This window comes from Clostridium sp. JS66 (assembly GCF_033561535.1).
In the GTDB taxonomy this organism is placed as follows: domain Bacteria; phylum Bacillota; class Clostridia; order Clostridiales; family Clostridiaceae; genus Clostridium_AM; species Clostridium_AM carboxidivorans.
Map to the genome: position 1 here is coordinate 5,535,550 of NZ_CP131467.1, position 24,137 is coordinate 5,559,686.

General features: G+C 30.3%; 28 protein-coding genes. 3 read left to right on the forward strand and 25 right to left on the reverse strand.

The genetic code is table 11. The annotated features are described in order from the left end of the window. Window positions 1-59: 59 nt before the first annotated feature. Genes Q6H37_RS25700 through Q6H37_RS25715 form a run of 4 tightly spaced genes read right to left on the reverse strand, consistent with a single transcriptional unit; the run spans window position 60 to window position 4,427 of the window. Window positions 60-758: an RraA family protein gene (locus Q6H37_RS25700; RefSeq protein ID WP_318737676.1), complete on the reverse strand. Its 699-nt coding sequence runs from the start codon at window positions 756-758 to the stop codon at window positions 60-62. Between the two features lie 54 nt (window positions 759-812). Continuing rightward, the gene (locus Q6H37_RS25705) at window positions 813-1,796 is read right to left on the reverse strand and encodes a hydroxyacid dehydrogenase (protein ID WP_318737677.1); all 984 of its coding nucleotides are present in this window, start codon (window positions 1,794-1,796) and stop codon (window positions 813-815) included. Between the two features lie 43 nt (window positions 1,797-1,839). Next, entirely contained in the window at window positions 1,840-2,979 is a 1,140-nt protein-coding gene (locus tag Q6H37_RS25710) for an amidohydrolase family protein (protein WP_318737679.1), read from the reverse strand. A 35-nt stretch (window positions 2,980-3,014) separates the two neighbouring features. Beyond that, window positions 3,015-4,427, reverse strand: a complete 1,413-nt coding sequence (locus Q6H37_RS25715; RefSeq protein ID WP_318737681.1) for a DASS family sodium-coupled anion symporter — start codon at window positions 4,425-4,427, stop codon at window positions 3,015-3,017. Window positions 4,428-4,957: 530 nt separating this feature from the next. On the opposite strand from Q6H37_RS25715, the gene Q6H37_RS25720 reads away from it, so the two are divergent. Continuing rightward, a complete protein-coding gene (locus tag Q6H37_RS25720; RefSeq protein ID WP_318737683.1) occupies window positions 4,958-6,835 on the forward strand; it encodes a sigma 54-interacting transcriptional regulator in 1,878 nt (625 codons plus the stop codon). 106 nt (window positions 6,836-6,941) lie between these two features. On the opposite strand, the gene Q6H37_RS25725 is transcribed toward Q6H37_RS25720, so the two are convergent. The 13 genes from Q6H37_RS25725 to Q6H37_RS25785 all read right to left on the reverse strand — a co-directional run bounded on the left by Q6H37_RS25725 (window position 6,942) and on the right by Q6H37_RS25785 (window position 11,535). Next, the gene (locus Q6H37_RS25725; protein ID WP_318737685.1) at window positions 6,942-7,163 is read right to left on the reverse strand and encodes a YdbC family protein; all 222 of its coding nucleotides are present in this window, start codon (window positions 7,161-7,163) and stop codon (window positions 6,942-6,944) included. A gap of 80 nt (window positions 7,164-7,243) precedes the next feature. Further along, window positions 7,244-7,369, reverse strand: coding sequence for a hypothetical protein (locus Q6H37_RS25730; protein ID WP_318737686.1), 126 nt, complete (start codon window positions 7,367-7,369; stop codon window positions 7,244-7,246). A 39-nt stretch (window positions 7,370-7,408) separates the two neighbouring features. Then, window positions 7,409-8,314: an alpha/beta hydrolase gene (locus tag Q6H37_RS25735; protein ID WP_318737688.1), complete on the reverse strand. Its 906-nt coding sequence runs from the start codon at window positions 8,312-8,314 to the stop codon at window positions 7,409-7,411. A gap of 218 nt (window positions 8,315-8,532) precedes the next feature. Beyond that, on the reverse strand, window positions 8,533-8,985 hold the full coding sequence (gene def, locus Q6H37_RS25740) for a peptide deformylase (RefSeq protein WP_318737690.1): 453 nt from the start codon (window positions 8,983-8,985) through the stop codon (window positions 8,533-8,535). Window positions 8,986-9,000: 15 nt separating this feature from the next. Then, window positions 9,001-9,660, reverse strand: coding sequence for a PilZ domain-containing protein (locus Q6H37_RS25745; RefSeq protein WP_318737691.1), 660 nt, complete (start codon window positions 9,658-9,660; stop codon window positions 9,001-9,003). Window positions 9,661-9,870: 210 nt separating this feature from the next. Next, window positions 9,871-10,005 (reverse strand): hypothetical protein, encoded by a 135-nt coding sequence (locus tag Q6H37_RS25750; protein WP_318737693.1) that lies wholly within the window; start codon window positions 10,003-10,005, stop codon window positions 9,871-9,873. Between the two features lie 43 nt (window positions 10,006-10,048). Further along, window positions 10,049-10,192: a hypothetical protein gene (locus tag Q6H37_RS25755; protein ID WP_318737694.1), complete on the reverse strand. Its 144-nt coding sequence runs from the start codon at window positions 10,190-10,192 to the stop codon at window positions 10,049-10,051. 15 nt (window positions 10,193-10,207) lie between these two features. Beyond that, window positions 10,208-10,366: a hypothetical protein gene (locus Q6H37_RS25760; protein WP_318737696.1), complete on the reverse strand. Its 159-nt coding sequence runs from the start codon at window positions 10,364-10,366 to the stop codon at window positions 10,208-10,210. 13 nt (window positions 10,367-10,379) lie between these two features. Continuing rightward, window positions 10,380-10,580 carry a small, acid-soluble spore protein, H family gene (locus tag Q6H37_RS25765; RefSeq protein WP_318737698.1) on the reverse strand — a complete coding sequence of 67 codons (201 nt, stop codon included), beginning with the start codon at window positions 10,578-10,580 and terminating at the stop codon, window positions 10,380-10,382. A 120-nt stretch (window positions 10,581-10,700) separates the two neighbouring features. After that, window positions 10,701-10,919 carry a hypothetical protein gene (locus Q6H37_RS25770; RefSeq protein WP_318737700.1) on the reverse strand — a complete coding sequence of 73 codons (219 nt, stop codon included), beginning with the start codon at window positions 10,917-10,919 and terminating at the stop codon, window positions 10,701-10,703. A gap of 116 nt (window positions 10,920-11,035) precedes the next feature. Next, the gene (locus Q6H37_RS25775) at window positions 11,036-11,230 is read right to left on the reverse strand and encodes a hypothetical protein (RefSeq protein WP_007063453.1); all 195 of its coding nucleotides are present in this window, start codon (window positions 11,228-11,230) and stop codon (window positions 11,036-11,038) included. Between the two features lie 14 nt (window positions 11,231-11,244). Then, window positions 11,245-11,379 (reverse strand): hypothetical protein, encoded by a 135-nt coding sequence (locus Q6H37_RS25780; RefSeq protein WP_007063452.1) that lies wholly within the window; start codon window positions 11,377-11,379, stop codon window positions 11,245-11,247. A gap of 27 nt (window positions 11,380-11,406) precedes the next feature. Then, window positions 11,407-11,535, reverse strand: coding sequence for a CPC_1213 family protein (locus Q6H37_RS25785; RefSeq protein WP_318737702.1), 129 nt, complete (start codon window positions 11,533-11,535; stop codon window positions 11,407-11,409). Between the two features lie 141 nt (window positions 11,536-11,676). Between Q6H37_RS25785 and Q6H37_RS25790 the strand changes: the two genes are divergently transcribed. Together Q6H37_RS25790 and Q6H37_RS25795 are read left to right on the forward strand one after the other, a co-directional pair. Further along, complete coding sequence (locus Q6H37_RS25790) at window positions 11,677-12,762, forward strand: hypothetical protein (protein ID WP_318737705.1); 1,086 nt, start codon at window positions 11,677-11,679, stop codon at window positions 12,760-12,762. 32 nt (window positions 12,763-12,794) lie between these two features. After that, a complete protein-coding gene (locus Q6H37_RS25795; RefSeq protein WP_318737707.1) occupies window positions 12,795-13,466 on the forward strand; it encodes a DUF6483 family protein in 672 nt (223 codons plus the stop codon). Window positions 13,467-13,584: 118 nt separating this feature from the next. On the opposite strand, the gene Q6H37_RS25800 is transcribed toward Q6H37_RS25795, so the two are convergent. The 8 genes from Q6H37_RS25800 to Q6H37_RS25835 all read right to left on the reverse strand — a co-directional run bounded on the left by Q6H37_RS25800 (window position 13,585) and on the right by Q6H37_RS25835 (window position 24,030). Next, entirely contained in the window at window positions 13,585-14,961 is a 1,377-nt protein-coding gene (locus tag Q6H37_RS25800; RefSeq protein ID WP_318737709.1) for an APC family permease, read from the reverse strand. Between the two features lie 589 nt (window positions 14,962-15,550). Next, window positions 15,551-17,326 carry an aspartate--tRNA ligase gene (gene aspS, locus Q6H37_RS25805; protein WP_318737711.1) on the reverse strand — a complete coding sequence of 592 codons (1,776 nt, stop codon included), beginning with the start codon at window positions 17,324-17,326 and terminating at the stop codon, window positions 15,551-15,553. Between the two features lie 46 nt (window positions 17,327-17,372). Next, window positions 17,373-18,620 carry a histidine--tRNA ligase gene (hisS, locus tag Q6H37_RS25810; RefSeq protein ID WP_318737713.1) on the reverse strand — a complete coding sequence of 416 codons (1,248 nt, stop codon included), beginning with the start codon at window positions 18,618-18,620 and terminating at the stop codon, window positions 17,373-17,375. 24 nt (window positions 18,621-18,644) lie between these two features. Then, window positions 18,645-20,075 (reverse strand): coproporphyrinogen III oxidase, encoded by a 1,431-nt coding sequence (locus Q6H37_RS25815; RefSeq protein ID WP_318737715.1) that lies wholly within the window; start codon window positions 20,073-20,075, stop codon window positions 18,645-18,647. Window positions 20,076-20,132: 57 nt separating this feature from the next. Next, window positions 20,133-20,738, reverse strand: a complete 606-nt coding sequence (locus Q6H37_RS25820) for an MBL fold metallo-hydrolase (RefSeq protein WP_318737717.1) — start codon at window positions 20,736-20,738, stop codon at window positions 20,133-20,135. 23 nt (window positions 20,739-20,761) lie between these two features. After that, window positions 20,762-21,211, reverse strand: a complete 450-nt coding sequence (gene dtd / locus Q6H37_RS25825) for a D-aminoacyl-tRNA deacylase (protein ID WP_318737719.1) — start codon at window positions 21,209-21,211, stop codon at window positions 20,762-20,764. Window positions 21,212-21,238: 27 nt separating this feature from the next. Beyond that, complete coding sequence (locus Q6H37_RS25830) at window positions 21,239-23,413, reverse strand: bifunctional (p)ppGpp synthetase/guanosine-3',5'-bis(diphosphate) 3'-pyrophosphohydrolase (protein ID WP_318737721.1); 2,175 nt, start codon at window positions 23,411-23,413, stop codon at window positions 21,239-21,241. A 98-nt stretch (window positions 23,414-23,511) separates the two neighbouring features. Continuing rightward, window positions 23,512-24,030, reverse strand: a complete 519-nt coding sequence (locus Q6H37_RS25835; protein WP_318737723.1) for an adenine phosphoribosyltransferase — start codon at window positions 24,028-24,030, stop codon at window positions 23,512-23,514. Between the last annotated feature and the right edge of the window lie 107 nt (window positions 24,031-24,137).

The window sequence follows — 24,137 nt, forward strand, 5'->3', positions numbered from 1 at the left end:
CACTACTCTACATAAATTGGAAAGCAGCGAATAAAGTGAACTTATCTTAAAAAATTCTATTAAGGTCTATATACATCATCTATAATTTCGAAACCTTTTTTCTCAAGTAAATCATCTACCCATTGTCTATTGACTGTTCCTGATGCTGAAGCTGCAACCTTTGCTGCATCTCCTGCTGCAATAGTCTGTGCTTTATCTAATATTAATGCTGCATCATTTTTAGGAATTACGATTACTCCATCATGGTCTCCAAGAATTATATCTCCTGGATTAACAGCTATACGTCCACAAGCAATCGGCACATTTAATTCACCAGGACCTTCTTTATAAGGACCACCTGGAGTTGTTCCTGTTGCATAAATTGGCATTTCACATTGTGATATTACATCAATATCACGTATAGGTCCATCAATTACAATACCTTTAATCTTTTTATATTCAGAAAGATATTTGTACATGATTTCGCCCATTATTGATTGGCTTCTATCTCCTTCATTTGAAACTACTATTACATCGCCTTCTTCAGCTATATTAAGTGCTTTATGTAAAGTAAGGTTATCACCAGGACGAGACTTTACAGTTAAAGCTACTCCACACATTTTTTTTGTTGGACTTGACATTAGCTTTATATCTGAATGAAGTGCACATAAACGTCCCATAGCATCTGCAACATTTGCTGCTGGTAATTCACTAAATGCTTTTACTAATTCCTTATCTGGAAGTTCTCTTTTTAAAAATACTCTATTTCCTACTGGCATATTAATCTTCTCCTTTTTCTTATAAAATTATTTTATATATAATAAATTTTTGAATTAGTCTTCAAAAGTTTCTGCTGTATCCCAATCTATTGCTTTAACAGGCCATGTTGGTTGTTTACCTTCGTACACTTCATGGATACCAATAGCAGAATGAAGTGAAGCTCTGTCAGTTGCTTCCTTAGTAGCAGCACCAATGTGTGGTGATACAACAACATTTTCTAAATATAAAATTGGGTTTTTAGGATCAACTGGTTCTTGCTGAAGAACATCCAATCCTGCACCAGCAATAACTTTGTTTTTACATGCTTCATAAAGCTCAACTTCATTTACAATGGCACCTCTAGCAGCATTAATAAGGAATGCTGTTGGCTTCATCATTTCAAACTGCTTCTTTCCAACAAACTCTCTAGTTACTTTAGTAGTTGGACAATGAATAGAAACAAAATCACTTTCCTTGTAAATTCTTTCAATATCTCTTACTACTTCTACACCTTCTGGGAAATCAGCTCTCTTCTTATATGGATCATAAGCAAGAACTTTCATATTAAAACCATGCATACATTTATTAGCTACAATTGAACCTATATTACCACATCCAATAATACCAACAGTCTTACCAGCTAACTCACATTTAGGTGTTCTTAATTTAGCCTTATAATAGTCATTAATAAAATCTCTTCTTACTACTGTATAATTTCTTGAGCAATAAAGCATGTACATCATTGTAACTTCTGCAACAGACATACTATTTGCTGTTGGACAGTAAAGAACTTGTACATTATGGTCTTTTGCTGCTTGTAGATCAACAGTATCAAATCCAGCTCCATGTCTTACAATAACTTTCAATTTATCAGCTGCTTCAAATACTTCTCTAGTTATCTTTGAAAGACGAACTACCATGGCATCTATGCCTTTTATATCTCTAATAATATCTTCAGTTTCCATACCACTTCCTGTAATAAGCTCATGGCCTCTGCTTTCTAGGTAATCTCTACCTTCTTGCATAATTTCTTGTGGTAATAATATTTTATATCCCATTTTAATATCCTCCTGCAATTCTAAAATTTAGCCTTTTATTATTTTAGTTTTCATAAATATAATCTGGTGCACAATACATAATATAACCATCTTTAATAGTCATTTCTGGTTTAAGCAATTTATTAGCTAAGAATTTGGAACCTTTCCAGTCCTTATATAATTGTTCTTTCTCCATAATGTCAAAAATAGCAACATCTGCATATGCTCCCTCTGATAGTGATCCAATTTCGTTTTCCATACCCATAAGCTTTGCTGGTCTTTCTGTTGTCATTCTAATAACTTCATTTAAGCTGATGCCCATGCATAAATATCTAGACATTAGGTTTGGAAGTGAAAAGATAGGTCTTCTATACATACTGCCTAAAACTAAATCTGTGCTGCACATATCAGCTATAAATCCTTGCTCCATAGCCTTTGTCATTACTTCAAAGTCACCATGTTTTCTGCCTTCAGCAGTATCAAATATAATTCCTCTTTTTCTAGCTTCCAGTACACAATCATATAGTTTTCCATTCTTGTCTATAATTGTGTTTTTTACTCCTTGATAGACATGTTGAAATATGTCACCTGGTCTAAGTACTTCTAATACTTCAGAAGTTGGAACAGGTATATTTGTACAATGTACTTCTACTGGACATCCAATTTTATTTGCGATGTCAACTGTAGCAATTAATGGCTGAATTCCAAGCCCTTCTGCTAATTCTTCGCTTTGTCTAATTTTCAGTCCTAAAATGTTGTCTCTATTCTCTTTGTACATTCTATCCATTTTTTCAGCATTAAAATATTTTGGATTAATACATTCATGATAGCTGGTAGTAACAAGACCAGCAGAACACACTTGTAAAAAGCTCTTTATTCTGACTTTGCTGCGAGCAATAACTGCCTGTCTGAAAATTGGATAATTGGCAACACCAGCTGAAAAATCAATAGCACTTGTCACTCCTGTTGGAATATAGGCAGTATCTGGATACATTCCTATTTCTGTACCATCTTGAAACATATGAGCATGAGAATCAATAAGCCCAGGAAATACATATTTTCCTTTTGCATCGATTACATGTTTTGCTTCTTCTCCCTTTTCATATTTGGTTATTCTTCCTCCATATATTGCTACTGGCTTCACTTCATCCACGTTATTTTTAGGATCAATCACATGCCCATTTATAATCAATAAATCTAACATTTCTTTTCTCCTTTATATTTAAAATTAAATTACATTTACCAAATTCCAAGTACCTTCCAATAAGGTAAACCTATACACAAGAATACAATTAATGCCACTCCAACCATTATTGTTCCTACTCTCCAGAAATCCTTTTGAGTACAATATCCTGTTGCAAAAGTATAAATTCCTGCACCATTTCCATAGTGAGTCAATAATGATCCATAACCTGCAAAGAATGCAAGTAATAATGCGACTACCATGATTGGTGCTTTTGTAGTTAACACTAAAGCAAATAATACAGGATAGAATGATGCAACAAATGCACTGTTTGACACAAAGAAATACCTAACAACTAAGCTGATTAAAAGTAAAACAACTATAACTACCATTCCGTTTAACTGTGACAATTTTAAGTATCCTTCTAGTACTTTTGCAAGCCAAGTATAAAATCCCTTTGATGCTAATGCACCAGCAACACCATAAAATGCACCGTACCAAATAAAGGTATTCCATGCACCCTTTTGAGATATAACATCATTCCAGTTTAAAATTCCAAACAAAAGAGTAAGTGCTAAAAATACAAATGCTACAACCTGCATGCTCAAATTTACTGCTGTAATCTTTGTTCCAAACATCCATCCTAAAATAGCTAATACAAATAGAACAGCCAATATTTTTTCTTCTTTTTTCATAGGTCCCATTTCTTCAAGACCTTTTTTCATTATTGGTTTAATATCTCCAAGTTCTTTTAAATCTGGTTTATAAACTTTATATACTACAATAGGCCCAAGTGCTAAAACGATTCCAGCAGGAACAACTGCTGCCTTAAACCATGTCATCCAATCTATATTGACTCCCAACATTTTATGTGCAAGAGATACAGTAATTGCATTTGTTGCCATACCTGTCAAAAACAATACCGCTGTTGACATAGATACTACATACATAAGCATTGTCAAATATGCACCTAGCTTACGAGGATCTTTTTCAGGTGTAGATCCTACACTTTCTGCAATATTTCTAAATACTGGATAATCAATTGATGTACGTGACATATTTGAACCTGTGGCAGGACTTAATATTAAATCTACTGCTGCCATCATATATCCTAACCCTAATGAGGTTTTTCCAAATCTTATAAGTAAATTGTATGCCATTCTTTTGCCAAGACCTGTCTTAACAAATGCAGCACATACAATAGTTACAGTTACAATAAACCATGCCATATCTGATCCATAACCAGAGTAAGTTATTTTAACATCTATAAACATTGATAAAATACCTATAATAATCAACGTAATAACTGGTTCTGAAAATGGCTTAACTACTAAACCTAAAAGTAATGCTATATACAAAGCTACAATATGCCATGTTTCTGTCTTCAATCCTTTTGGTGTCGGTATAAACCAAAATAATAAAGGTATTAAAACAACCGGTAACAATTTTAATAGAGTTTTCTTATCCAATTTTTTTCCCCCTAACATATTTGTTTTTTACATTTTTCCTTGTTTTAATGCAACTAATTATGCTTCACACCACTCCTATGTTTAAATTTCTTAGTTATAGGATTCTAACTCATACTTTAAATTATTAATAAATTTAATATTTTTAAAGATGTTGAAAATTTAAGTAGTTACAGGATGTTTTTATAATAAAACCCTTAAATAATTTACTTTTTCCTTTGGCGCCTAGAATTTTCATTAATGAAATTTACATTTAATATTATTAGCAAATTTAATGCCAAACTGCTTATAAAAGCTTAAAATGTATAAAAAAACTTTTTTTACAGCTATTTTGTAGATAAAACTCGTATAATTTATGTATTCGTTTAACTTAAAACCACAAAATTTTACATTTATATAACTGTAACTTTACTTTATCAAAGATTTGCATTAAAATAATTTTTATATACCTTTTCAATATGAAATAAAATGAAACAATTTATATTTCATAGTATTTCATATTGAAACAATAAAATAATTGAGGTGACATTTAAATGAATAATGATATTATAATTTTATCTTCCTCTACAGATTTCACCAAAAAATATCGCAATCTATTAAAAAAGAAAAATCTAGATTATCCTATTTTTGAAGCCACAGGAGATAAAACATTGGAAATAGGAACTGAATGTATTGCACAAGGAACTAAGGTTATTATTACACGAGGAAAAAACTTAAATATTTTAAGAAAAAATACAAATGCTGCTTTAATAGATGTACGTTACACCTATGAGGATGTTCATTTCTCATTAAAAAAAGCAAAGCAGTATTCAAACAAAATAGCCTATTTCGGATTTGATTTAGCCTATGAAGCAGCATTAAAGTTTAAAAATATTTCAGGGGAAGATTTTTTGCTTGTAAATCCAGGTTCTGTAGAGAACATTGATGAAATGGTAAAAAAACTTTCCAAGCAAGGTATTGATATATTTATAGGGGGCATTACAGTAGCAAAAGCTGCAAAAAAATATGGCGCTAAAAACGTAATGATACAGGTTGATAATGCATCTCTTGAAATAGCCCTAAATGACGCAATATCTGTCCTTAATTTTGAACTGGAACGAAGAAAAAATTACGAGACAATTAAACAAATTTTAAACTCTACAGGGGAGGGTATAATAGGTATAGATCAATATTCTGAAATAACTTACATAAATAACAGAGCTAAAAAACTACTAACTGATGAAAATAATAATCTTTTAATAGACCAAATACTTAATCTTTCAAAGCTTAAAGATACTGTGAAATATGGGCGTGCTGCTTATAATGAGTTATTAGAAATAGGAAATAATTCACTAGTTTTAAGCAGTCGTCCCATAAAAATTGATGACAACATTTTTGGAGCTGTTACAACTATTCAAAAATCTGATTACATTCAAACAGCTGAAAAAGAAATACGTAAAAAGTTAAATGCAAAGGGACATATTGCTAAAAAAACATTTGATGATATAATTGGAAAAAGTCATATACTAGCTATTGCAATAAAAAAAGCTAAAAAGTTTGCAAAATCAGACAGCACTATATTGATAACAGGGAAATCTGGAACAGGTAAGGAAATTTTTGCGCAAAGTATTCACAACTACAGTGAAAGACGTAATGAACCTTTTGTTGCCATAAACTGTGCTGCTCTACCAAAAAGTATATTGGAAAGTGAGCTTTTCGGATATGTTAAGGGTGCATTTACTGGTGCAAGGCCAGAGGGAAAAGCAGGTATATTTGAATTAGCACATAATGGTACTGTATTTTTAGACGAACTTGGAGAAATGTCAGAAGATATACAAATAAAACTTCTAAGAGTTATTCAAGAAAAGGAAATTATCAGAATTGGCGACGATAAGGTTATTCCTATTGATGTAAGAATAATTAGCGCTACCAATAAAAATTTGTTACAAAGAATTGAAGAAAATAAATTTCGAGAAGACTTATATTATAGACTATGCGTTTTAGAATTGGAACTTCCAACTTTAGAGGAAAGAAAAGAAGATATTCCTCTTCTTGTGAAACATTTTATTTTAAAAAATGCTCCTAATATTAAAATTACATCTGAAGCCTATAGACTTCTTCAAGGGGTATCCTATCAGGGAAATATAAGACATCTTAACAACATTATTGAAAGACTCATTGCAATGTGTGATGACAACATTATTGATGAATATCTAGTTTCTCAAGTTTTAAATTTAAAATCAACAAATTCAGAAAAAATTTTTCTTCAACCACTTTCCGAAGAAAAAAATGATACTACACCAGAAATTATAAAAATTGAAAATCAGTTAATAAAGGATGCTCTGAAAAAGTATAATGGTAATAAAACTAAAGTAGCAAAAGAACTTGGGATGAGCTATACAACTCTATGGCGCAGACTAAAAAAAATGTAGCATAAAACATAGATTATGAGGTGTGAAACTTTCTATATTTCAAAGTATCATACCTCATATTCATCATAACTATCTTTACTAATTTAATATTCTTTTAAATAACTTTCTACAAATTCATATCATTTAAAATATCTCTCAACTTTTTCAGCTCTTCATTTGTTAAAGTTATCCCCTTACCCATTTTTTCATGCTCAGGAGACCAATCTCTAATATCAAATTTAGGAGTATTGTCATTCCAACTTACAAGATTTAATTCTTTTTTCCATCCTTTTGGTGATTCTGAAAGAATTCCCATAGTTTCTTTTACTTCATATTTTATATTTGCCATAACTTTCCCTCCAAATTTTTATAACATTAAAAATTTATACACTAAATATATTAACCTTTATTCCTAAAATAAGAAAGTTATTAATTAGTTGTTTTTCTTTTTACTGGAATCCACACTTCACATTTGTACTCATTATGTTTTTTATCATTCCAAAAGTTTTTTTCAATATATTCAATTGCATTATTAATCAATATGATTGTTTCCATACTTACCATCTCATTTCAAAATCATTATTAGATAGATTCTTACATATTATTATGTATATAATTTGTTATAACCTGGCAATACTTATCAGGTTCTTCAATTCTAACATAATGACCTGAAAAATCAAATGTAACTACTTGCTTATCTCTTACCCTATTTCTAAATTCCTCTATTTGTATATCACAAGTTATTGGGTCATGTTTACCTTTAATTAATAAAGAAGGCTTATTTACATTTGATAGTTCATTAAATACATGATTATATACTCTCCCATCTTTTAGCAATTTGATTCTTATATTAGTAGATTTACCCCACAAGTTTCCAGCATCTTTAGTGGATATAGCTATTTTCTCAATTATTTGCTTATCTTCTCCAAACCACATAATATTATTACAGTTTTCTCCAAGTTCATTTAATGCCTTCATAAGAAGCTTATGAACCTCTTTATAATCTGTAATTTCTTTTAAAGCTTTAAAATATCCTTTTCCCAACACCTCATTTCCTAATTTAATCAACTCCTTAGCTGCTGAATTTAACATAGAACGCTCTGAAAGTGAAAAATCAAAGGATGGACATTCATATATCATACATTCAATAGAATCAGGGTATAGATTAGCATAAAGAACAGCAAGATACCCGCCAAATGAATGACTCAGAAGTGACCATTTATTTATATGTAACTTTTTTCTTAGTTCTTCAAAGTCTTCAATAATATCTTCTAATGAAATATGCTCTTCCTCTAAAATCTCCTCAGATCTCCATACTCCCCTTTGATCTGGAGCTACAATTTTAAATTTTTTTGATAATCGATGTCCCTGATATTTAATAAAATCTGCAGTACCGATTCCGCCAGGACCACCATGAATGAATAAAAGCACTGGAGATGAATCTTCTCCTAAAACCTCAGTATAAATATTTTTTTCTCTAATTTTATAGTATTGTCCCATCTAATATTTCCTCCCTATGATAATCTTAATTATTTTATAATTTATTACCACCCTAGAGTATATCAGAAGATAGAATTTCATATCTGTCTTTTTGTGCTTTAGTTTGTCCAAAATCAAATTAAAAAAAGCCCTGTTAAGTACCTATAGCCAAAAATACTACTATCCTCCTACTTAACAAGACAATTCTATTTTTCTAAATTTGTTTAACTATATTTATTCTACTCTATATACTCAGTTACTAAATCAGTAAAAAGTATACCATCTAAATGATCTATTTCATGACAGAAACATTTTGCCAAACTTCCTGTTCCTGTTAGAATAATTTCTTCACCATTTTCATTTAATGCTTGTACTTTTACCTTGGCTGGCCTTTTTAACTTTCCCCAAGTATTTGGACTACTTAAGCAGCCTTCTATAACTTCCTGAGTTCCTTCTTGTTCAATTATCTTTGGATTAACTAATTTTATAAGTCCTCCACCCATGTCTATTACAACTAACCTCTTTAATATACCAACTTGTGGACCTGCTAATCCTCCGCCATTTTCTGTATTATACATAGTCTCTGCCATATCATTTAATATCTGCCTTATTTTATCATCTACCACTTCAACTTCTCTGCTCTTTTTTCTTAGTATTTCATCTCCAAAAAGTCTAATTTGTCTTAATGCCATTTTTAAACTACACCTCTATTTTTTCAATTTAAGATTTTTATTAACATAATCATTAATTATCTTCAACTTACTTTGATCAATTAATTTAAACTTTAAAGCTGTTTTATAATTAGAACCATTATCATTTTCTTCAACTCTAACAACAGTACATAAAGCATTTATTTGTTCATCTAAATCTAAGGTTATAATAGCTTCCTTTGAATCAAAATTATTTTCATAAGTAACTAAGCAAACTCCTCCTGCACTTAAATCTATAGTAAAAGATTTTTTTAATTTTGCGTAATAACTTGCTGAAATTTCATTAAGACTATTAATTTCAGCTTTACTTGGCAGAAAATAGTATTCTATATCTTTAATTACTTTAAGTCTTGGATACTGTCTTCTCTCTATTTTATTTATCAGTGTTGGTGTTTCTAATAGTATTATATTATAATTGCTATCAAGTTTACTGCCAATGACTTTCGAAGTACATCGCAAAGCCTCATTTTCACTAGCTAAAATATAATTTACCTGTTCATTTACTTCAAAGGGAACATAGTTATCCTGTGAGGTACATACTCTTATGGCTAAACATTCATCATATTTCTTTAAAATTGTTCCATCATAAAATTCTTTCTTAATAATAAACTGCATTTGTTCAAACAAACTCAAGTTTTTTAATACTAACTTCTCCATACTATCCCCCTACTTTATCTACACTAAATCCCTAACATAGTATAAAAGTCCAAAAATTCCTATATTTTTGATAATATAACATTTTTTTCAATTTTATTTACGAAAATTTCAATTCTATTTCCTATTTTATATAATAATAGAAATTCATTAAATTATCAATAAATAAAATATAGGCGGTTTATTCTACCGCCTTTTCTTAAATATACTCTCCTAATTCGGATTTACATTATCATTTTTATTTTGCTTTTTTCTTTCATTTTCCTTATAGGAATTTTTACCATTGTCCTCTACATGTATACCTTGAGCTGATTTTTGTTTATTTGTTAATTTACCTTTTACACTCATTAAAATTCACCTTATCCTTTTATTTTTATGCAGTAAAGATTATTTAAAATCTTTTTGTTATATCCTTCTGTATTCTCTTTAAATCCTTTTGTCTTAGCCTGGTTTCAAGCCTTATTTCATCCCAATCCACACCATTTATCATCATTTGTTTTGCTCTTTCCTTAGCGTGCTGTAATTCACCTCTCATACTTTTGTCTCCCTTCTATCTCTTACCTTGCATTTTTCCCTTTGCCTTTATAACATCATGTTCATTAAGTTCTGTTCTGCTTTTTATTTCTCCCATTCCTACACCTTTATCTAATAAATCTTTTGCCTGTTCCATAGCTTTTTCGTGTGTTCCTTTATTTTTAGATCTTACCATAATTAAGCCACCCCTACCTTTTTATATTTATTACCTTTCCTGTATCTACTAAATCTTCTACAGGAACATACTTTTTTTCCTTAGATTCTAATATTTTTATTTTAACCATTTGTGCTCCTGCATCTATTGCATCTATCCATACAGGATGACTTCTATATAATACTTCTATATTTGCTGGTGAATCCATTATTTCTTTTACTTTCTCAATTTCCATACTTACCTCCATTTTTTATAGAATTGTATATGTTTATATATAGTTTGAGTATCTTATAAAAATTTATACAAAAAAATAAGCAGCTGATATATTTCAGCTGCTTTTACCTAACCATATGGATTAATCATTATAGAATATAACTACATCATCACATATATAGTATTTTTCTTCATTTTCAACTGTTTCTTCATTCTTAACTATTTCTCCATCTTCGCTCATGTTAATTACGTCGCCCTCTTTAAAGCCATCAACTTTTTCTTTTTCCAAATTGAAAATTTCTCCATTATCATCCTTGCATATGGCGTAATCATTTACATAACAAACAATAGTAAATTTCATAATTTCGTACCTACCTCAAAATTATAGTAACCCTTATATATATAATATGACATAAGTAAAAAAATATCAATTGTTTCTCAATAAGAGTTTATGCGGAAGGTGAGAAAAATACTATTCTACTTTATATCTTCGTACTTGGATAAAAGCTGTTGAAGCTTTCTAGCCTGCATAGCTGATTCTTCTGCAAACTCTTTAAAAGTGGATACTACCTCAGGATCATCTAATCTATGAGAAAACATTTGATAATCCCTTACACTTTCCTGGGCATCTAAAAGTCTTTTTTTTATAATATCTTTAGTATCTAATTTCATAGCTTACATGCCTCCTAAGATTCATTAAATTTATCCTTACTATTCTTACCAGGTTTTTCATTTGCTTTAAATTCAGCACTTCTTGAATGATATTTAGCACTATTAGGGTCCTTAGACCATTTTTTAGGTTGTTTATTTCTATTTTCCATATGTATTCTCCTTACATTTTTTATTTTCTAATCTTCCTTATTCAATCCAAACTTGGCTCTTGCACCTTCAGCTTGAGGATCATGTTTTATATTTTTTTTCTTAAACTTGCCATCTTCTTTTTTATTATTATTAGTATTTTTCATTTTATTTTCCATTATACTCTCTCCTTTCTGTCCTTAGTTTTTCCTTGTAAATACTTTTTATGCTAAATAAAAAAGCCTTAAAAATTCTTTTTCCTCTTGACAACTTCAATTTAATTATTTTAATATAGTTATAATATAAGAGGAGGTATTTTTATGAGTTTTAAACTACCTAAATATCAAGCACCTGACTTTGAAAAGGAGCCTTTCATTTCAGCACCAAATGTAACTTCCGAAAAAGTAACTCTTGAAGGCGTTGCTCCTTTTAATTATCATGCAACTTCTATTTATCCTGAATATTTTAAAATTAATGGAAAATGGATTTTAGCTTCAGAAAGTCGTATGGATTGTGTAGTTGTTTTAAATGATGATGAAACATTAGAAGTTAAGGAATTTAGAAATTTACATATTGGTGATAATGTTATATTAGGAAGAACTGAATGTTCAGAAGATGGTATTTATATTCATGTAAATGGTTTTAAAGCCACTATAGATAACGATCAAACCTTTTCTTTCAGATCCGGAAGAACAAGAGAAAGTTCATATTCAAAAGATTATGATAGTCTATATGAATTACTTAGGCACGAAAGAGAACATGGATATATATTATGGGTTTTAGGACCTGCTGTAGTCTTTGATCATGATTCAAAAAATGCTATGGCATCACTTATAGATGCTGGTTTTATTCATGCACTTTTTGCTGGAAATGCTCTTGCAACTCATGATTTAGAAGGCTCCATTTTGAAAACAGCTCTTGGTCAAGATATATATACACAATTTTCAACTCCTAATGGACACTATAATCATATAGACATTATTAATGGTGCAAGGCGTGCTGGTTCTTTGGAAAAGTTTGTTCATGAACAAGGTATAAATGATGGAGTGATTCATTCTTGCATAAAAAATAAAGTTCCTTTTGTGCTAGCAGGTTCCATAAGAGATGATGGTCCTCTTCCTCCTGTTTTTTCAGATGTATATAAAGCACAAGATGCCATGAGGGAGCATTGTAAAAAAGCTACTACAGTAATATGTATGGCTACTCAACTTCACACCATTGCTACTGGAAACATGACTCCTATGTATAAAGTAGAAGGTGATACCATACGACCAGTATATATATATACTGTAGATATATCAGAATTTGGAGTAAATAAACTAAGAGATAGAGGAAGTTTGGAAGTTACTTCAATAGTTACAAATGTTCAAGATTTTGTTGTAAACATTGCTAATAATCTATTATAACGCAATGCCATTCACTTAATGGGGGTATAAAAATGCTAAAAAGAAATTTAACATCAGAATTAGTAGCAAAATTTAAAGAATTTATGGATAAAATATTAGAATTAAGAAAAGAAGGCAAAAACCAGGAAGCCTTAACTACAATTGATGATACTTTTAAAGAAATATTCAGGCTTAGCTCAAAATTTTTCAATTCATTTTCTGATGAAAATTTGTTGGATATGATAAAAACAGATGGTACTATTAATGCAGATAAATGTATCATGATGGCAAAGCTTTTAGAAGAAGAAGCTCTCATTTTTGAGGATGAAAATAACCTTGATGAAGCCTTTTATATGAATTTAAAATCCTTGAATCTATTTTTAGAAGCTTATGTAAATAAAAACGATGATTGCGATTTGCAAAATTATTTTTCTGATATAGAACCTATTATAGAAAAAGTATCTTCATATAAAATACCTATTTCCATACAAAATAAGATTATGGATTATTACCTTAAAATAAACAGCTATGATAAAGCTGAAGATGTGTTTTATGATATTTTAGAAAACAATAATTTTGATAAGAACATAATAGAGAAAGGTCTTAATTTTTATGAAGCTCTTCTTCTTAAGGGTGATAAAGATTTAAATGAAAATAATCTTCCTCGTGAAGAAATAAATGAATCTATAAAGTTTTTAAAAAATAAACTATCTGCTAATTCTTAGATTAGCTAATACCAAATTGTAAAATTACATGATACATATTTAAATAGCTTATTTATAAATTCATCTTTAATACATCATGAACTTTATAAATAAGCTAATTTTCAAACTTTTTTTTACATTAAGTATCTTGTAATTCATTTTTGGATGAACTGCTTTTAACCATGACATAAATTATACCAATAGCCATCCAAGTAAAACCTACTATCTTGGAAACTTTAGACATATTTATCCATATATAAAAGCAGATTGCAAATCCTAGCATAGGAAATACTAAATTAGATATAAATTTTATACCTGTTCTCTCTCTTTTTTTAATATAGAAATGAATCAATACAGATAAGTTTACAAGCATGAATCCTATAAATGCTCCGAAACATACTAAATCAGAAGCTGTTTCCAAGCTTAAAATCCAAGCTCCTACTATACTTATAATACTCATTATTATAATATTATAAATTGGTGTTTTATGTTTAGGATCAAGATGAGCAAATATCTTTTTAGGTATAACATTATCCCTTCCCATACCATAAAGTAATCTTGCTGCTCCTGCTTGTGCGGCTACTCCACCAGCTATTAATGCTACTATAAATGCCACTGAGCAAAATACAACAAGTAACTGTCCTCCAACCTTTCCTATAATAAAAATAAACGCTGAATCCACATTAGGATAAGTAGTATAATCAGGCCATACTAAAGCTCCTATATAAGCTTGTAGTATAAATAAAGCTCCGCCTATTAGACAAGTCATTATAGCCGCTCTTCCTATATCCTTAGAAGGGTTTACTGATTCTTCCGCTAAAGTAGTTACAGCATCAAATCCTAAAAATGATAATGCAGCTGTACCTACACCTGAAACTATGCAGCTAAAAGTAGCCGTACTAGAATTGTATATGGCCTTGCTATAAAATAGAGTTCCTGTTCCAGCCCCACCATTTACAGCATGCACAGCAAAAGCCACAAAAGTTATAAGACATGCAAAACTGAAGATTGCAACAATTGTATCAACTTTAGCAGTTGCTTGAATCCCTAAATAATTAACTACAGCTATAAACACTGAAAATACAATAACCCAAATCCAATTAGGAATGCTAGGTATTAATGCATTAGCATAAATAGCAGCAACTATATTTATCTGAAGTGGTAACAATACATAATCTAAAAACATCATCCATCCAGTTATAGATCCTATCTTCGGATTTATAACTCTTTCAACATACGTATAACTTGATCCCGCCACGGGAAAAGCCCCAGCCATTTTACCATAGCTGTACGCAGTAAATATCATAGCAATCATTCCTATTAAATACGCCAGTGCCATGTGGCCACCAGTTTTATGGTTTATTACTCCATAAAGTGCAAAAGGTGCTATTGGATTAAGAAATACTATTCCAAATATAAGAATGTCTTTAAATGTCAATACCCTTTTTAATTCCTGTTTATATCCTAAATTACCGTCTTGAATCTGTCTCTGCTCTTGTAAAGTCGTTTCACTCATGTTTTTGCCTCCCGAAAACGCTTTCAATAAAATATTTTTACTAAAGCATTTTTTTTTATTTTTTTAATATTATTAATATTACTAAAACATAATAAACCCCTCCAATAGATATTTAAATTAAATTTTTAACATATATAGCGAATAATATCCAAAAATGTTATTAAGTTCACTTATATGTAAGTTGTCCTATATTATATAATATTATAACTTACTCTTTTTTGCAACTATAAAATTAACTGAAAATTCATAGTTTTTTAACCAATAAAGTTATATTTTTCATACTTTGTCATTCAACCTCTTAGTTAAGTCAAAATAAGAAAACAATCTATCTAAAATCTCATATTTGTGAAATTTAATAAAGCATAAATTTCATTTTTAATATTAAAAAAAGCTATAAAATATAGGTCTAATACCCTAATTTTATAGCCATATATATTTTAATTTCCTGTTTTACAATGAATTTTATGAAAAATAATTTATGAAAATTATTTTGAAATACTATTATCTTAAAATAATTATCCATTTTTATAAAATTTATGCTGCAATATCTTGAAAATATTGCCATGTTTCTTCAAACTTTGATTATTTTTTAATTATTTATATTTATGCCAAGTTCCTTTATTTGAGTTTCCTCTACTACATTTGGAGCTTCTGTTAAAGGACAAAATGCATTTTGATTTTTAGGGAATGCAATTACATCTTTTATATTTTCTGTACCTGCAAGGAACATAATCATTCTGTCAAAGCCATATGCAAGTCCTCCATGTGGTGGTGCACCAAATTTAAATGCTTCAAGTAAGAATCCAAAACTATTCCAAGCACGTTCTTCTGTAAATCCTAAAACCTTAAGCATCTTTTCCTGTAATTTTATATCATGTATTCTTATGCTTCCTCCACCTAATTCTTCTCCATTTAGTACAATGTCATAAGCCTTAGCTCTAACTCTTCCTGGATCACTTTCCAAGTACTGAATGTCCTCATCCATAGGTGCTGTAAATGGATGATGCTCTGCCTGGAATCTTTGTTCTTCTTCATTGTATGAGAATAATGGGAACTCAGTTACCCAAACAAATCTATACTCATTGTTATTTTCTAGTATTCCTGTTTCCTTTGCCATATGAAGTCTTAAAGCTCCTAAGCTCTGGAATACAACGCTATTTTTATCTGCTACTACAAGTACTAAATCACCAACTTTAGCTTGTATTTTATCAAGTACAGCCTTAGTCTGTTCTTCATTCATAAACTTAGCTATAGAAGACTTTATTCCATCTTCTTTATATGCTACCCAAACTAATCCCTTAGCTCCATAAGTTTTTACAAAGTCAACCAACTTATCAATTTGTTTTCTTCCCATAGCAGCACAATTTGGGGCTTTTATAGCTCTTACTGATCCACCATTTGCTAGTGCATCCTGGAATACTTTAAAGTCTATATCTTTTACAGTTTCACTTATATCATTTATTTCCATACCAAATCTTAAGTCTGGCTTGTCACTTCCGTATTTTTCCATAGCTATTTTATAAGGCATTCTTTCTATTGGAAGTTTAACGTCAACTCCTGCAATTTCTTTAAATACCTTTTGAACTAATCTTTCATTTAGTTCCATAACATCATCTTCTTCTACAAAAGATAGTTCCATATCTATTTGAGTGAATTCTGGCTGTCTGTTTGCTCTTAAATCTTCATCTCTGAAACATTTTGCTATTTGGAAGTATCTATCATAACCTGAAACCATTAAAAGTTGTTTAAAAAGTTGTGGGGATTGAGGTAATGCATAAAACTTTCCTGGAAAATTTCTACTTGGAACAAGATAATCTCTAGCTCCTTCTGGTGTACTTTTTCCTAGTATTGGTGTTTCCATTTCAAGGAATCCATTTTGATCTAAGAAGTCTCTAACTACTTTAGCTGCTTTATGTCTTATCATAAATATTTTCTGCATATCAGGTCTTCTAAGGTCAAGATATCTGTATTTTAATCTTATATTTTCAGCTGCATCTAAGTTTTCTTTTATATATATAGGTGGTGTTTCTGATTCTGATAAAATCTTAATGCTTTCTCCCTTTAGTTCCACCATACCTGTAGGAAGATCTTTGTTAGCAGCTTCTCTTTTAACTAAAGTTCCTGTTACAGCTATACAATACTCTGATCTAACAGTATTTGCCTTTTCAAAAGCTTCCTTATTTATTTCTTCTCCAAAAACCACTTGAAGTATTCCTGATCTATCTCTTAAATCAACAAATTCAAGTCCACCTAAATTTCTTCTTCTTTGAACCCATCCCATAACAGTATATTTGTTACCTACATGAGTTTCTCTTAATTCACCACACATAATGGTTCTTTTAAGTCCTCTTAATGCTTCTCCCATTTCTTCTCCTCCAGTATTTCTTGTATTTGGTTATTTAAAAATTAAGTTATTTTACTACTTTAACAATACTATCTAAATTTTTTAAATCGACTTCAAACTGCTGACCATCTTCCATTCTCTTCAATTTTGCTGTACCAGCTTGTAATTCATTTTCTCCTATCACAACTGTAAATCTAGCACCTGTTTTATTTGCATACTTCATAGAAGCTTTTACACTTCTGTTCATATGATCAGAATCACATTTTAATCCTTTTGCTCTTAAATCATTTACTATTTTAAAAGCTTCTATTTTGGCATCATCGCCCATGGCACCTACATATAAATCTATATAGTCAGATCTAGGTATTTCTATTTCTTCTGATTCCAAGGTCATAATAAGTCTTTCTAAGCCCATAGCAAATCCAAAGGCAGGCATATCTGGTCCACCTAACTCTTCAATGAGCTTATCATATCTTCCACCACCACATACTGTTAAATCCTTATATATTATTTCAAAAACAGTCTTTGTATAATAATCCAATCCTCTTACTATGTAAGGATCTATTATATACTTAATTCCAATGGCATCTAGATATTTTTGCAATTCTTCAAAATGATTTTTACAATCATCACATATGTAATCTAATATAGTTGGTGCATTTTTAGTTATCTTTTTGCACTTTTCTTCCTTACAGTCAAGTATTCTCATTGGATTTCTTTCAAATCTTGATTTACAAGTAGGGCATAGATCATCATAATTTTCTTTTAAAAAGCTTTTTAATGCATCATTAAATTTCTTTCTGCAATCTGGACATCCTAAACTATTTATATTTAAGCTTAAATTTTTAAGTCCTAACTCGTCTAATGCTCTCATTGCTACACTTATACCTTCAGCATCTATTGAAGCTTCCTGTGAACCAAATATCTCTATTCCATATTGATGGAATTGTCTTAATCTACCCTTTTGGACATTTTCATATCTAAAAGCAGGAACAAAGTAATAAAGCTTTGTTGGCTGTGCTTCATTGTAAAGGCTACTTTCAATAAATGCTCTTACTGATGGTGCTGTTCCTTCAGGCTTTAAAGTAACACTTCTTCCACCTTTATCTTCAAATGTATACATTTCTTTTTGAACAACATCAGTAGTTTCACCTACTCCTCTTGTAAATAGCTCTGTATGCTCAAACATAGGAGTTCTTATTTCTTTTATTCCATACTGCTCTGAAAGCTCTCTAAATTTATTTTCAACGTAATGCCATTTATAAGCATCCTTTGGTAACATATCCTTAGTACCCTTTGGTGCTTGTATATTCATTCTAATACCTCCCTTTATTTAAACTTATTTATATCGTGTATTTAAAAGTTTAGTTTTCTTTTCAACCATTTCCTCTGTTCTATTTATGTATTCTCTTACATCCTTAACATTTGCATGTCTTTCTATTCTATTTTCATCCAAAAATACAACCTTAGTGGCTGCATCTGCTCCGCAAGCAATAATAGTTTGAACCTCTTCAATAATTTGAATGTTATATAATCCTTCTTTCGAAGGCTTGGCATATCCTACATTCTCCATATTACCAACCATGTTCTTCTGCCTATACATATAATATGGTTTAATATTCAGATCTTTAGCTAAATTTACTGTTTCCTCATACATTAAATTTAACTCCCCCTGCCCTGGCAGAGAAAATTCTTTATTATTAACTATATTTTCATGGAGCTTAGAAGCTCTTTTTACAGACATACCATGTACAGTTACACTATCAGGTGAAAGTTTTAATATTTCTTTACAAGTTTTCTTCACATGCTTTAACTCTTCACCAGGAAGCCCTACTATAATATCCATATTTATATGATTGAAACCAAACTCTCTTGCCATTTTAAACTTATCTATTACATCTTGAACAGTATGTTTCCTGCCTATAAGCTTTAAAGTATCATCATTCATAGTTTGAGGATTTATACTGATTCTGTGCACATTGTACTTTTTCATAGTATTTAATTTACTTGAAGTTATACTATCCGGTCTCCCACATTCTACTGTAAATTCCTCTATATTATTTTCACGTACAAAACTATTATATATATGTTCCATAATTTTTTCAAATTGTTCATCGTTAATTGAAGTAGGAGTTCCTCCTCCAAAATATACACATTGAATTTTAAGTCCTTTTGCTCTTATATATTCAGCTGTCTTTTCTATTTCATAATATAAGCTTTGCAAATATGGTTCTACTACTTTATTACATCCTTTGATAGGATTGGAAGTAAATGAACAATAAAGACACCTTGTCGGACAAAATGGCATACCAACATATACACTAATTGTGCTTTTATCCTTGTTAACCAAACTTTTTTCTGATCTTGATATATTGATACAAAGTTCTGCTTTATTCCTCTTTACAAGAGAATGTTCACTAAAATAATTAATTATATATTCATCATCTTTTCCTTGGTTTATGAGTTCTAAAGCTATTTTACTTGGTCTTATACCTATTAAAGTTCCCCAAGGCAGTTCTTTTCCAGTTTTTTTATGTAAATATTTAAAAATTGCCTTTTTAATTTCTGATTTTACAGTTTCTCCATTTGAAAATTTAAATGTTTCTAGTTCATCTTCCTGTAAAATATTAATACTATTTTGTTGAACTTCTATGGAAATATCCCACTCATCTTCTACAAAATCTATATCTGAAAATTTATAAAACATACTGATCATATGATATACATCATATCTGTAATCCATATTATTCAACTTTACTTTAACTTTCATTATTACATATTCTCCTCTTTAAAAATGGAGAATTAAAAATTCTCCATTAAGTGACCTCTATAAAAATGGATTGTGCACTTTTTCTCTTCCTATGGTGCTTTCTGGTCCATGTCCCGGCAACACTTCAATTTCATCATCCAATATCATAAGTTTTTCTTTAATATTTTTTACTATTGCATTAAAATCTCCTGCCTCTAAGTCTGTTCTTCCTATAGAACCTGCAAATAATGTATCTCCCGTAAATATTGAGTCTCCCATCAGAAAGCAAAGGGATCCTGGTGTATGTCCTGGGGTATGAATACATTTTATCTCCATACTTCCTACTTTGAAAATATCCCCTTCCTTTATGAATTGATCTACATTATTATCAATATCGCCATACATTGATGCACCCTTACTTATCATTTTATAGTCTTCATTGTTGATACATATAGGTGCCTTAAATTCCTTCTTCAAACTAACTGCAGCCCCTGTATGATCTAAATGTCCATGAGTAAGTAATATATATTTGACCTGAACATTTTCTCCTTTTATTATTTTTATTAAATCTTCTTCATCCCCACCTGGATCCATTACAATACAATCTTTAGTTTCTTGATCTATTACTATATAACAGTTAGCAGCATATATTCCTGCAGGAATCCTTTTTATTTTTATTGACATTGATATAACCTCCTTCTTTACAATTAAAAAGTTTTATTACTATCTATCATTAGTGTAACCGGCCCATCATTTTCTATGGTTACTAACATATCCGCACCAAATCTTCCTGTCTCTACCTTAGGTATAGTTTCTCTACACTGTCTCACAAATTCTTCATACATTTTTTCTGCCTCATCTCCACCTAATGCTTCTATAAAGCTTGGTCTTCGGCCTTTTCTGCAATCCCCATATAAAGTAAATTGTGATACTATTAATAATTCTCCTCCTACATCTATAAGAGACTTATTCAATTTCCCATTTTCATCTTCAAATATTCTCAAATTTAAAATTTTGTCTTTTAGATAAGTTATATGTTCTTCTGTATCTTCCCTTGATATTCCAAGTAAAACATTTAAACCTTTATTTATTTCTCCAACTACTTCCCCATTTATTTCTACTCTGGAATACTTAACCCTCTGTACTACAGCACGCATTAAAATCACTCCTTAAGCGTTATAAAATTAATTTTTAGTTCTATAAACATCAATAATGTTTCTTATTCTCTTTATCTTTTTCATAACAAGCTTTAAATCATCTACGCTGGATATTTTTAATTTTATATTTATAGTGGCAATTCCATTTTTAGGCGGTTTTGCATTTACAGCATATAAATAAGTGTTACTGTTACTTATAATTTCCATAGCTTCTGCTAATATTCCTTCTCTATCCTCTGCACTAATTTCAATTTCAGCTATATACTCAGCCCCCTTAGGCCTTCCCCAGCTTACTTCTACTAACTTATTATCTTCATTTTTTAATAAAAAGTCTACATTTTTACAGTCTTTTCTGTGAATTGAAACGCCTCTTCCCTTAGTTATATATCCCACTATCTCATCACCCGGAACTGGATTACAGCATTTTGCAAACCTTACAAGTAAGTTACTTTCACCTTTTACTATTATACCTGGCTGATCCTTCTTTGGTCTATTCTGCTTATTATTTTTATTTAATTGTTCCTCTACAGCCTTCCAATCATCCACTTCATGTTTAGCATTTTTTAAGTAGAGTTCTTTTAATTTTAAAACCACATTAGATTGAGTAACAGCTCCAACTCCTACTGCTGCATACAAATCATCTATGGAATTCATATTATATCTTTTAAGTGTAGTTTCTAATATTTCACCTTTGGCAAATTCTCCAAAGTTATACCCTTGTTTCTTAGTTTCCTTTTCAAGTAACTCTTTACCTTTTACTATATTCTCTTCTCTCTTTGCCTTTTTGAACCAAGCTCTTATTTTACTCTTAGCTTGATTACTTTTAACAATGCTGAGCCAATCTATACTTGGGCCTTTAGGTGTAGTTGATGCTAATATTTCAACAATTTCTCCCGTTTTCAAATGATAATCAAGAGGAACCATTTTTCCACTTACCTTTGCACCTGTACATCTGTTTCCTATGTCTGTATGAATTTTATATGCAAAATCTATAGGAGTAGCTTCATAAGGTAAATTTATTACAGTACCTTTTGGAGTAAATACAAATACCTCATCAGAAAACAAGTCTATTTTAAAGCCTTCCATAAATTCCTCTGCATCTGAGGTTTCTCTCTGCCATTCCAATATTTCTCTAAGCCATGTAAGTTTTTTATCTATATCATCTGCTGTTTCTACTCCTTCTTTATACTTCCAATGAGCAGCTATACCATATTCAGCAGTTTTATGCATTGCAAAGGTTCTAATTTGTATTTCAAATGGTTTTCCCTGAGGTCCTATGACTGTAGAATGAAGGGATTGATACATATTGGGCTTAGGCATAGCAATATAATCCTTAAATCTGCCTGGTATAGGCTTATATATAGTATGTACTATTCCTAAAGCGGCATAACAGTCCTTTACAGTTTCTACAAGTATTCTAACTGCTGTTAAATCAAAAATTTGATCTATAGTCTTATTTTTATTAACCATTTTTCTATATATACTATAGAAATGCTTTGGCCTTCCATCTATATCTGATGATATTCCAGCTCTATCTAAATTGTTTTCAAGCTGCTGTATTACCTCACCTATATATTCTTCTCTTTCTTCTCTTTTTTCTGAAATTTTCCTAACTATGAAATAATATTCATTTGGATTTATATATCTAAATGCTAAGTCTTCCAGCTCCCATTTTATTTTTGACATACCTAATCTATGAGCAAGTGGAGCATATATATCAAAAGTTTCCTTAGCTTTTTCCTTTTGCTTCTCTACAGGCATATACTTTAAAGTTCTCATATTATGCATTCTATCTGCTAATTTTATAAGTATAACCCTTATATCCTTTGCCATGGCAAGAAGCATCTTTCTAACATTATCTGCTTGCTGTTCTTCTTTCGTTTTATATTGTATTTTTCCAAGTTTAGTTACACCATCAACTAAATTTGCAACTTCCACACTAAATTCACTACAAATGTCTTCATAAGTATATTCCGTATCTTCTATTACATCGTGGAGTAGTCCTGCCGTTATAGTACTAGTATCCATACCCATTTCAGCTAATATGCATGCTACTTCTACAGGGTGCATTATATACGGTTCTCCGGATTCTCTTTTTTGTTCCTTATGTGCCTCATAAGCTAAATTATACGCTTTTTCCACCATCTTTTTATCTACGTTAATGCAATTCTTATCTATTTTTTCTATTAATTTTTTTAGCATGCTACTACTCCTACTCCTCTAAAATCAATGGCTGGTCAAAAACCAGCCATTATTTTTTATTAATATTATATTATATACTGTAGAAAGTTGCAATTTATTTAAACATTGTATTTAATTAAAGACATTATATCGTATTTTTTCAACTTTTCTCTTCCATTTAAATCAGTTAATTCCATGACAAAATCTACAGTTACAACTTCTCCACCCAGTTGTTCTACCAATCTAGCAACAGAACCAATAGTTCCTCCTGTAGCTAATAAGTCATCTACTATGGCAATTCTTTGATTTTTCTTTATACTATCTTTATGTATTTCTAATTCGTCACTGCCATATTCTAAATCATAATTTACACTAATAGTTTCATATGGAAGCTTTCCTTTTTTTCTAACAGGTACAAATCCCGCTCCTAAGGCGTATGCTACTGGTGCTCCAAATAGAAAACCTCTAGCTTCAGGACCAACTACAATATCAATTTTCTTGTCCTTTAAATACTCTACAATTTTATCCACAGTGTATTTAAATGCATCTTTATCCTGCAATAAAGTAGTTACATCTTTAAAACTTATTCCTTCCTTTGGGAAACCATCTATTACTCTTACCTTTTCCTTTAAGTCCACCTATATTCTCCCCCTTAATAATAAATACAATTATATTATATACCTTAATTTGTAATTTTCATATTATTTATTAATTATTGACATATATCAAAAATTTTAAATACATT

Coding starts and splice junctions, on each gene's coding strand:
- Q6H37_RS25710 (WP_318737679.1), bottom strand. CDS start 2,979: ATGTTAGATTTATTGATTATAAATGGGCATGTGATTGATCCTAAAAAT.
- Q6H37_RS25790 (WP_318737705.1), top strand. CDS start 11,677: ATGAGTTTTAAACTACCTAAATATCAAGCACCTGACTTTGAAAAGGAG.
- Q6H37_RS25765 (WP_318737698.1), bottom strand. CDS start 10,580: ATGGAAATTGAGAAAGTAAAAGAAATAATGGATTCACCAGCAAATATA.
- Q6H37_RS25830 (WP_318737721.1), bottom strand. CDS start 23,413: ATGCTAAAAAAATTAATAGAAAAAATAGATAAGAATTGCATTAACGTA.
- Q6H37_RS25730 (WP_318737686.1), bottom strand. CDS start 7,369: ATGGAAACAATCATATTGATTAATAATGCAATTGAATATATTGAAAAA.
- Q6H37_RS25775 (WP_007063453.1), bottom strand. CDS start 11,230: ATGAAATTAGATACTAAAGATATTATAAAAAAAAGACTTTTAGATGCC.
- Q6H37_RS25755 (WP_318737694.1), bottom strand. CDS start 10,192: ATGAGAGGTGAATTACAGCACGCTAAGGAAAGAGCAAAACAAATGATG.
- Q6H37_RS25745 (WP_318737691.1), bottom strand. CDS start 9,660: ATGGAGAAGTTAGTATTAAAAAACTTGAGTTTGTTTGAACAAATGCAG.
- Q6H37_RS25815 (WP_318737715.1), bottom strand. CDS start 20,075: ATGAAAGTTAAAGTAAAGTTGAATAATATGGATTACAGATATGATGTA.
- aspS (WP_318737711.1), bottom strand. CDS start 17,326: ATGGGAGAAGCATTAAGAGGACTTAAAAGAACCATTATGTGTGGTGAA.
- Q6H37_RS25785 (WP_318737702.1), bottom strand. CDS start 11,535: ATGGAAAATAAAATGAAAAATACTAATAATAATAAAAAAGAAGATGGC.
- hisS (WP_318737713.1), bottom strand. CDS start 18,620: ATGAATATACAAGCACCAAAGGGTACTAAGGATATGTTACCAAAGGAT.
- Q6H37_RS25800 (WP_318737709.1), bottom strand. CDS start 14,961: ATGAGTGAAACGACTTTACAAGAGCAGAGACAGATTCAAGACGGTAAT.
- Q6H37_RS25750 (WP_318737693.1), bottom strand. CDS start 10,005: ATGAGTGTAAAAGGTAAATTAACAAATAAACAAAAATCAGCTCAAGGT.
- Q6H37_RS25725 (WP_318737685.1), bottom strand. CDS start 7,163: ATGGCAAATATAAAATATGAAGTAAAAGAAACTATGGGAATTCTTTCA.
- dtd (WP_318737719.1), bottom strand. CDS start 21,211: ATGCGTGCTGTAGTACAGAGGGTTAAGTATTCCAGAGTAGAAATAAAT.
- Q6H37_RS25820 (WP_318737717.1), bottom strand. CDS start 20,738: ATGTCAATAAAAATAAAAAGGATTCCTGCAGGAATATATGCTGCTAAC.
- Q6H37_RS25720 (WP_318737683.1), top strand. CDS start 4,958: ATGAATAATGATATTATAATTTTATCTTCCTCTACAGATTTCACCAAA.
- Q6H37_RS25705 (WP_318737677.1), bottom strand. CDS start 1,796: ATGGGATATAAAATATTATTACCACAAGAAATTATGCAAGAAGGTAGA.
- Q6H37_RS25795 (WP_318737707.1), top strand. CDS start 12,795: ATGCTAAAAAGAAATTTAACATCAGAATTAGTAGCAAAATTTAAAGAA.
- def (WP_318737690.1), bottom strand. CDS start 8,985: ATGGCATTAAGACAAATTAGACTTTTTGGAGATGAAATACTAAGAAAA.
- Q6H37_RS25770 (WP_318737700.1), bottom strand. CDS start 10,919: ATGAAATTTACTATTGTTTGTTATGTAAATGATTACGCCATATGCAAG.
- Q6H37_RS25700 (WP_318737676.1), bottom strand. CDS start 758: ATGCCAGTAGGAAATAGAGTATTTTTAAAAAGAGAACTTCCAGATAAG.
- Q6H37_RS25780 (WP_007063452.1), bottom strand. CDS start 11,379: ATGGAAAATAGAAATAAACAACCTAAAAAATGGTCTAAGGACCCTAAT.
- Q6H37_RS25760 (WP_318737696.1), bottom strand. CDS start 10,366: ATGGTAAGATCTAAAAATAAAGGAACACACGAAAAAGCTATGGAACAG.
- Q6H37_RS25735 (WP_318737688.1), bottom strand. CDS start 8,314: ATGGGACAATACTATAAAATTAGAGAAAAAAATATTTATACTGAGGTT.